At 71.3% G+C, this 7,323-nt stretch carries 5 protein-coding genes and 2 pseudogenes; all 7 read right to left on the reverse strand.

Annotated elements, in window-relative coordinates:
• Nucleotides 1–72 precede the first annotated feature (72 nt).
• Complete coding sequence (locus IE140_RS35130) at nt 73–861, reverse strand: ABC transporter ATP-binding protein (RefSeq protein ID WP_150194501.1); 789 nt, start codon at nt 859–861, stop codon at nt 73–75.
• The gene (locus IE140_RS35135) at nt 855–2,840 is read right to left on the reverse strand and encodes a dipeptide/oligopeptide/nickel ABC transporter permease/ATP-binding protein (protein ID WP_150194499.1); all 1,986 of its coding nucleotides are present in this window, start codon (nt 2,838–2,840) and stop codon (nt 855–857) included. Before IE140_RS35135 ends, IE140_RS35130 begins: the two co-directional genes overlap by 7 nt.
• The gene (locus tag IE140_RS35140; protein ID WP_150194497.1) at nt 2,837–3,913 is read right to left on the reverse strand and encodes an ABC transporter permease; all 1,077 of its coding nucleotides are present in this window, start codon (nt 3,911–3,913) and stop codon (nt 2,837–2,839) included. Before IE140_RS35140 ends, IE140_RS35135 begins: the two co-directional genes overlap by 4 nt.
• Nucleotides 3,910–5,469, reverse strand: coding sequence for an ABC transporter substrate-binding protein (locus tag IE140_RS35145; RefSeq protein ID WP_167533478.1), 1,560 nt, complete (start codon nt 5,467–5,469; stop codon nt 3,910–3,912). The genes IE140_RS35140 and IE140_RS35145 overlap by 4 nt, the downstream gene beginning before the upstream one ends.
• Before the next feature lie 109 nt (nt 5,470–5,578).
• Nucleotides 5,579–6,131: pseudogene (locus IE140_RS36325) on the reverse strand (ATP-binding cassette domain-containing protein); the annotation flags it as partial.
• 150 nt (nt 6,132–6,281) lie between these two features.
• The gene (locus tag IE140_RS35155) at nt 6,282–6,803 is read right to left on the reverse strand and encodes a copper chaperone PCu(A)C (RefSeq protein WP_150194493.1); all 522 of its coding nucleotides are present in this window, start codon (nt 6,801–6,803) and stop codon (nt 6,282–6,284) included.
• Between the two features lie 70 nt (nt 6,804–6,873).
• A pseudogene (locus IE140_RS35160) lies at nt 6,874–7,197 on the reverse strand (heavy metal translocating P-type ATPase); the annotation flags it as partial.
• Nucleotides 7,198–7,323: the final 126 nt, after the last annotated feature.

Consider the following 7,323-nt stretch of genomic DNA (forward strand, 5'->3'; position numbering starts at 1 on the left):
GAAAGTTCCCGCTACGAGCGGATCCGAAGGCTGTTCCCGCTGTGTGAGCCGGGCTGCCGGAATCCCCCGTGATCAGCTGCGGACGGCGTCCTCGACCGCTGGTATCTCCAGGGTGGGGATGGCCGCGAGGAGACTGCGGGTGTAGGCGTGGCGGGGGCGGGTGGTGAGGTCCTCGGTACGGCCCTGCTCGACGATACGGCCGTCCTGCATGACGGCGATCCGGTCCGCCAACTGCGAGACGACGGCGAGGTCATGAGTGATGAACAGGCAACCGAGGTCGAGTCGCTCCCGCAGATCGCACAGGAGGTTGAGGACCTTCGCCTGGACGGATACGTCGAGTGCCGTGACCGGTTCGTCGCAGATGAGCAGCTGTGGCTCCAGAGCCAGCGCCCGGGCGATCGCCACCCGCTGCTGCTGTCCTCCGGACAACTGCCGGGGGCGGCGGTCCCCCACCTCCGGTTTCAGCCCGACGAGGTCGAGGAGTTCACCGACGCGCGCCGACCGGACCCGTGCGTCGCCCAGCCGGTGGATGCGCAGGGGTTCTTCGATGGCCTGCCGTACCGTCTGGCGCGCGCTGAGCGTCAGGGAAGGGTCCTGGAACACCATCTGGACCTGTCTCCGGTGCGCGCGAAGAGCGCGCCGCCCCCGGATCGCGTGTACGTCCACTTCTCCTACGCGTACCACCCCCGCATCGGGGCGGTGCAGCCCGGTCACGACGCGCGCCAGGGTCGTCTTGCCGCAGCCCGACTCGCCGACCAGCCCCACGATCTCACCGGCCGCCACACTCATCGTGACGTCCTTGACCACCGTCACGGCGTCCGGGCCGCCGTGACAGGCGCTCACCTCCACGATCTCTAGCACGAGGTGTCTCCCTTCCCCACGGCGACCGTCGGCTCACCGGGGTGCCGAAGGCAGGCCGACCGGTGTGCGGCCGCTCCTGCGAGTGCTTCCAGAGGAGGTGCCGCGTCCACGCAGGAGGCCACGGCAAGGGGGCAGCGGGGGGCGAACCCGCAACCGGTGGTGTCGTCCGGGCCGGCGCCTCCTTGGCCCGGCATGGTCCGGAAACGGGTACCGGGTGGCGTGCCCGGGCGCGGGACCGCGTCCAGCAGCCCCCGCGTGTACGGGTGGTCGGGCCGGGTGAGCACGGCGGCGAGGGGCCCACTCTCCACGATCCGGCCGGAGTACACGACGGCGACCGAGTCGGCCAGCCGGGTCACCACCCCGAGGTCGTGGCTGACGACGACCATGGACATCGCCAGTTCCTCGCGCAGGCGCGCCAGCAGGTCGAGCAGTTGGGCCTGCACGGTGACGTCGAGGGCGGATGTGGGCTCGTCGGCGATCAGCAGCTCGGGCTCACAGGCCAGGGCCATGGCGATCTGCGCCCGCTGACGCATGCCGCCGGACAGCTGGTGGGGGAATTCGCGTGCGACCGTGGTGGGGTCGGGCAGGCCGGCCAGGCGCAGGAGTTCCTCGGTGACCCGGCGGGTCGCGGGGCGCCGCCCTCCGCGGCCCGCGTTGCGGACCGCCTCGTCGACGTGCGCGCCGATCGTCCTGAGCGGGTTGAGAACGGCGCCGCTGTCCTGGAAGACCACCCCTACCCTGTGGCCGTTGATCCGGCGGCGCTCCGCCGGGGTGAGCCCGACCATCTCGCACGTGCCGGCGCCGTTCGCCAGCGCGGCGGAGCCGGTGACCACCGCGTACGGGTCCAGCAGGCCGAACGGGGCCAGTGCTGCCGTGGTCTTGCCACTGCCGGTCTCGCCGACGAGGGCGAGGACTTCGCCCCGGCGGACCTCGTACGACATCTCCGCGACGACGCGGCGCCGCTCGCCGTCCCGCGGGTAGGTGACGGTGAGGTCCCGCACACGGAGGACCGGGGTCTCTCCGGGGCATCCTGGCACCGTCTCCGGTGGGGAGGATGTCGTGCGTTCGGCGGCACGGGGCGCGGACGGTGCGGCCTTCCGGCGGACCGGCCACGCCGACCCGGTTCGGGTCGGCCGGACCAGGCGGAGGACGGAGGGCCGTTCCTCGCCGGCCGCCAGCCGCTCACCGAGCAGGTTGCTGGCGAACACCACTGCCGTGATGGCGACGCCTGGCGGATAGGCGAGCCACCACGCGGAGTCCATGAACGCCCTGCCTTCGACGAGCATCTGTCCCCACTCGGCGTTCGGCGGCGCGACACCGAGGCCGAGGAAGCTCAGGGTGGCCACGCCGAGGACGATGGTGCCGACGTCGGTACTGGCGTAGACGAGGCAGGGTGCCAGCGCCGGCGGGAGCAGGTGCCGGCCGAGGATGCGCGCACGGCCCGCGCCGAGCAGGCGCAGTGCGTCCAGATGGGGGCTCTTGCGCAGGTCGGCGACGCGGGCGCGCGCGATCCGCGCGTACGGCGCCCACGACCAGAGGGACAGCGCCAGGATCAGGTTCTCCACACCGGGACCCTGTACGCCGATGACCGCGAGGGTGACCAGCATGCCGGGCAGCGAGACCACCACGTCGATCACCCGGGAGACGGCCCGGTCGACCCGTCCGCCGAGGTAGCCTGCGGCGGCCCCGATGACGGCACCGGCCGTCAGGGCGACCGCGAGCACGGCCGCGGTGACCGAAAGGGAGATCCGAGCACCGTGCAGGATCCGGCTGAGCTGGTCCCGGCCGAGCTGATCGGTACCGAGCGGGTGCTCCGAGGACGGCGGCAGCAGCCCGGCCGTGAGGTCGTTGGCGGTCGGATCGGCCGGGGAGAGGACCGGGGCCAGCACCCCGACGACCGCGAAGAGGATCAGGGGCAGTGCCAGCAGCACCGTGCCGATCCACGCGCGGCGCCCCGGACTTCGTGCCTCGACGGTCATGGCATCCCCTCCCGGGTCCGCGCTCCCGGAACTCCGACCGGTTCGCGGAGCGCCGCGTCCGTACCCGAGGTCTTTCTCCCCGGGAGCATGGGCCGACGCCGGGAACGTGCGTTCCCGCCCCGCCGGGAACGGGGATCGATGAGTCCCTGGAGCACATCGGCACAGCGGTTGACCAGGATGAAGCCGCCTCCCATGACGAGCGTGGCCGCCTGGAGCGCCGGGACGTCCCGGGAACCGGCGGCCTGGACGAAGTAGGCGCCCATGCCGGGCCAGCCGAAGATCTGTTCCACCACGACGGTGGCCACGAGAAGGCTGCCGATGCCGAACGCGGCGACGGAGAGGATCGGTCCGGCGGCGTTGGGCAGTCCGTCCCGGATGACGATCGACAGCGTTCCACTGCCCCGTGCCTGCGCCGCGCGTACGTAAGGCCGGTCGAGGGCATCGCGCAGCGTGACGGCGACCACGCGGCTGAGGACACCGGCAACAGGCAGGCCCAGTACGGCCATGGGCATCAGCCACGTCGAGGGGCCCGCCATACCTGATGTCGGGAGCAGCCCCAGGCGGATCGCCAGATACAGGACGAGGAGGTAGCTCAGCCAGAACGACGGGATCGAGCTGACCAGGAGCGCGCCGGTGCGCAGCGCCCCGCGCAGCACTCCGCGTCGGAGTACCGCACCGGCGACACCGACACCCACGCCGACCACGACGGCGATCACGGCGGACCCGCCCACCAGTGCCAGCGTGACGCCCAGCCGGTCCGCGACTTCGGGGCCGATCGCGGCGTTCGTACGCAACGAGCGCCCGAAATCGCCGGTGCAGGCATCGGCGAGCCACCGTACGTAGCGCACGGGTGCCGGGTCGTCGAGCCCGAGTTCCCCGCGGACGGCCTCGATCTGCTCGGGCGTGGCGGGGCGGCCGGCCCGGGTCGCCGCCAGCACCGCCGCGGGGTCGCCCCGCGCGAGCAGGACGAGGGCGAAGGTCCCCACGGACATCGCCAGCAGCACGCCGACGGTGTCCACGGTCCACCGCGCGACGTGACCGCCGGCCGTCGCCAGCCGGCCCAGCGGTCTCACCCGACCGTCACCCCGGTGAGCTCCAGGTCCACGTCCGTGGGCGGAACGGTGAATCCCTTCACCGTGTCCCGGGTCGCGTAGACCCGCGGCCGGTAGACCAGGGGGACGAAGCCCGCGTCGGCTGCGACCTCGTCGTACAGCTTCTGGTACGCGGCGGCGCGTGCGGTGGGATCGTCCGCGAACACCGCCTTGTCGACCAGGTCCTCGGTGGCCTTCGTCACCCAGAGCGGGCCGCGGGCTCCGGAGGTGAACATGGAGACGACCGAACCCGAGGGGTCGTAGGGCGCGCCGAGTCCCTCGAAGAAGGTGATGTCGTAGGTTCCCTCCGCCCGCTCGTCGTAGTACGCGGCGGCGTCGACCGGGGAGATGTCGACGGCGATGCCGACCTCCTTGAGCGATCCGGCGATGGCCTCGGCCATCGAGCGGGGGTCGAGCTGCCCTTGGGCGGGGGTGGCGGGGATGAGCAGTTTGAGGGAGAGGCGCTTTCCGTCCTTGACCCGGTTGCCGCCGTCGAGGGTGTACCCGGCGGCGTCCAGTGTGCTGCGGGCCGCTGCCTGGTCGAAGTAGTCCGGCAGGTCGGTGCCCGAGTCGGGCACGTTCGGGGGGAACACCCGCCGTGCGGGCTTGCCGTAGCCCTGGAACAGGGCCTTGGTCAGGGCGGTGGTGTCGATGGCCTGGCGCACCGCCTCACGCACCGCTCGGTCTCCGGCCGGGCCGTCGGCGTTGAACCCGAGCATGATCGAGACGTCCGGATCGCCGACGAGCGACGTGATGTCTCCGCGCCCGCTCAGTGTCTTGGCCTCGACCGGTGTGATCGGGGCCTGGTAGGCGCCACCGATGAGGTCGATCTCCCGGTTGCTCAGTGCGTCGAGCCGGGCCTGGGAGTCCGGTATGACCTTGAACTCGACCCGCTCCAGCTTCGGCCGGGTTCCCCAGTAGTCGTCGTTGCGTACCAGCTCGGCTCCTGTCGCGGAGTTGGACTCCAGCTTCCACGCCCCGGTTCCGACAGCCTTCTGGAACGTGCCGTCGGCTTTCGCCGCCTTCGGACTGAGCAGTCGTACCGGCCGGATGATCGACAGTTCCTGCAGCAGCGGCTCGTACGGCTCCGAGAGAGTCAGCTTGACGGTGTCCTTGTCCGGGGTCTCCACGGCCGAGATGACCTGGGAGGCCCGGAAGAAGGTGAACTTCTTGTTGCCCACCCACCGGTCGAAGTTCCACTTCACGGCGGCCGAGTCGAGCGGGGTCCCGTCGGTGAAGGTGACCCCGTCCCGCAGGTCGAAGCTGACGCTTCTGCCGTCCTCGGCGATGCTCCATGACTCCGCGAGTCCCGGCTTCAGCTTCCCGCCCTCCGCGTAGGTGACGAGGGGCTCGTAGACCGCGTCGAGCAGAACGAAGTTGCCGGTGAACGCATGCGGGTCCAGGGCGCCGGACTCCTCGCTCAGGCCGACGCGCAGCACCGTGCTGCTGGAGCCCGATGAGCCCGGGCCTGCGGAGCACCCGCCGATCAGCACGGTCGAGGCGGCGAGGACGACAAGGGTGGCGCGGGGTCGTAGCACGGACACTCCTGGCGGACGGTAGCCATGGCACGGTGGGTGATCGCCCACCGCGGGAGTAGTCGGTGGGCCGGTGCGGATAGTTCCCGCCGATCACCAGATGCTTGCGTGGTCATAGTGGCGCCCGTGCCTGACCGGCCTCCCCCGCCTCTGCCGGCGGATGCGCTCCGTACGCGATCCGCACAGCCCCGTCGTCGTGGCGCGTGGTGGTGGCTTCGACACCGAACACCTCGCGCATCACGCCGGGGGTGAGGACGTCGAGCACCGGGCCGGGCGGCGACCGCCGCGCCGTGGTCGAGGACGACGATCAGGTCGCAGAGGCGGGCGGCGAGGTCCAGGTCGTGAAGGACGGCCAGGGCGCGGGCGAGGAGGACGCGTTGGCGTTCGCCTCCGGAGAGGGAGGCGTAATCGCGTGTGGCGAAGGGGCGGATACCGCAGCGGTCGATGGCGTCGGCGACGGCACGCCGGTCGTCGGGGCCCTCGCGGCCGGCCGGCCCGTGGTGGGGAGTACGGCCGATCTCGACGATCTCGGCCACGGTGCGGCCACCTGTGCTGCCCGCCGGGTCCTGGAGTACCGCGGCGGTTCGGGTGAACACGCGCGGGAATCCAGCCGACGGAAGAGATCGCCATGATCCCAGCTCGGGCTGCTCACCCTCGCCGCCCGGAGCGGACTCAACGGAAAACGACGACGTCCCCGTCGGATCAACTACCGAGCCGTCCCATGAGTCGGGTGCGAGAGCTTCCGGGTCCCCCGGCTCGACGGAATTCTTCGCCGGGATCGCGAAAGGCCACGAAGGGGGTTCACTCGCCTCGCTTCAGGGTGCGGACCCCAGGGTGACCGGCCGGACGTCAGCTTCCACTGTGATCGTCCCGGACCGCTGGAATGCGAGAGTGAACGCGACGCGCTCCCCCGGCCGCCACGAGGGGTCGGAGCGGACAGTCACCGCCGAGCCGTGCGGGGACATCTCCACCTCCCCCTCCGCGGGGATCTCCACGCTCCCCGAGCTCTCCCGGTAGGCACCGTTCTCCTCGTTCATGCGGTGCACGGTCAGCTCGGCGGTCGAGGCCGCCGGAGAGGTGACCGAGAGGAGCCGGTCAGGCGCACCGCCGGTGTTGACGATGCGGAAGTAGGCGTTGGTGTTCCGTCCCGGTATCACCGGCAGCAGGACCCGGGCCTCCCTGACCTCGATCTTCGCTGGACTGCCCGCATGGCCGGCACCTGCCCAGGCGGAGAGGCAGCCGATCGCGGCGAGTGAGACCAGAGCCACGACCAGGCCGGTCCCGGTCGCCTCGCGGGCACGGCGCAGACGGGAGGAGGAGGAAGGTGAGGAGTTCATGTACGCGCGGTTCCTCGACGAGAGACGGATATGAGCTGCGGTGAGGCGTCGTGGGTGAGATCAGCGCGCGTCACACCATGCCCCGTGCGGCGGTACGGGGACGGGACTTGCCGACCGGTGAGGCCTGCCAGGTGCGCAGCCGCAGGCTGTTGGCCACGACGAGGACCGAACTGAGGGACATCGCGACGGCCGCGACCATGGGGCTGAGCAGGCCGACCATGGCCAGGGGCATGGTCACGGCGTTGTAGCCGAAGGCCCACACCAGGTTGGTGCGGATGGTGCCCAGGGTGTGCCGGGCCAGCCGGACGGCGTCCGCGAGCGCCTCGATGTCGCCGCGTACAAGGGTGACGTCGGCGGCGCCGATGGCTACGTCCGTCCCGGTGCCCATGGCGATGAACCGCTCCGGGTCTGATGGAGGCTCGATTCCTTGAGAGGATCGAGTCATGGCACGTCCGTCCCCTTACCCTCCCGAGCTTCGCGAGCGCGCGGTGCGCATGGTTGCGGAGATCCGTCCGAACTA

The sequence above is a fragment of the Streptomyces parvus genome (assembly GCF_014648875.1).
GTDB classification, from domain to species: Bacteria; Actinomycetota; Actinomycetes; order Streptomycetales; family Streptomycetaceae; genus Streptomyces; species Streptomyces parvus.

Excerpts from the sequence above, each read along its gene's own strand:
- IE140_RS35135 (WP_150194499.1), bottom strand. The coding sequence starts at position 2,840 with ATGACCGTCGAGGCACGAAGTCCGGGGCGCCGCGCGTGGATCGGCACG.
- IE140_RS35155 (WP_150194493.1), bottom strand. The coding sequence starts at position 6,803 with ATGAACTCCTCACCTTCCTCCTCCTCCCGTCTGCGCCGTGCCCGCGAG.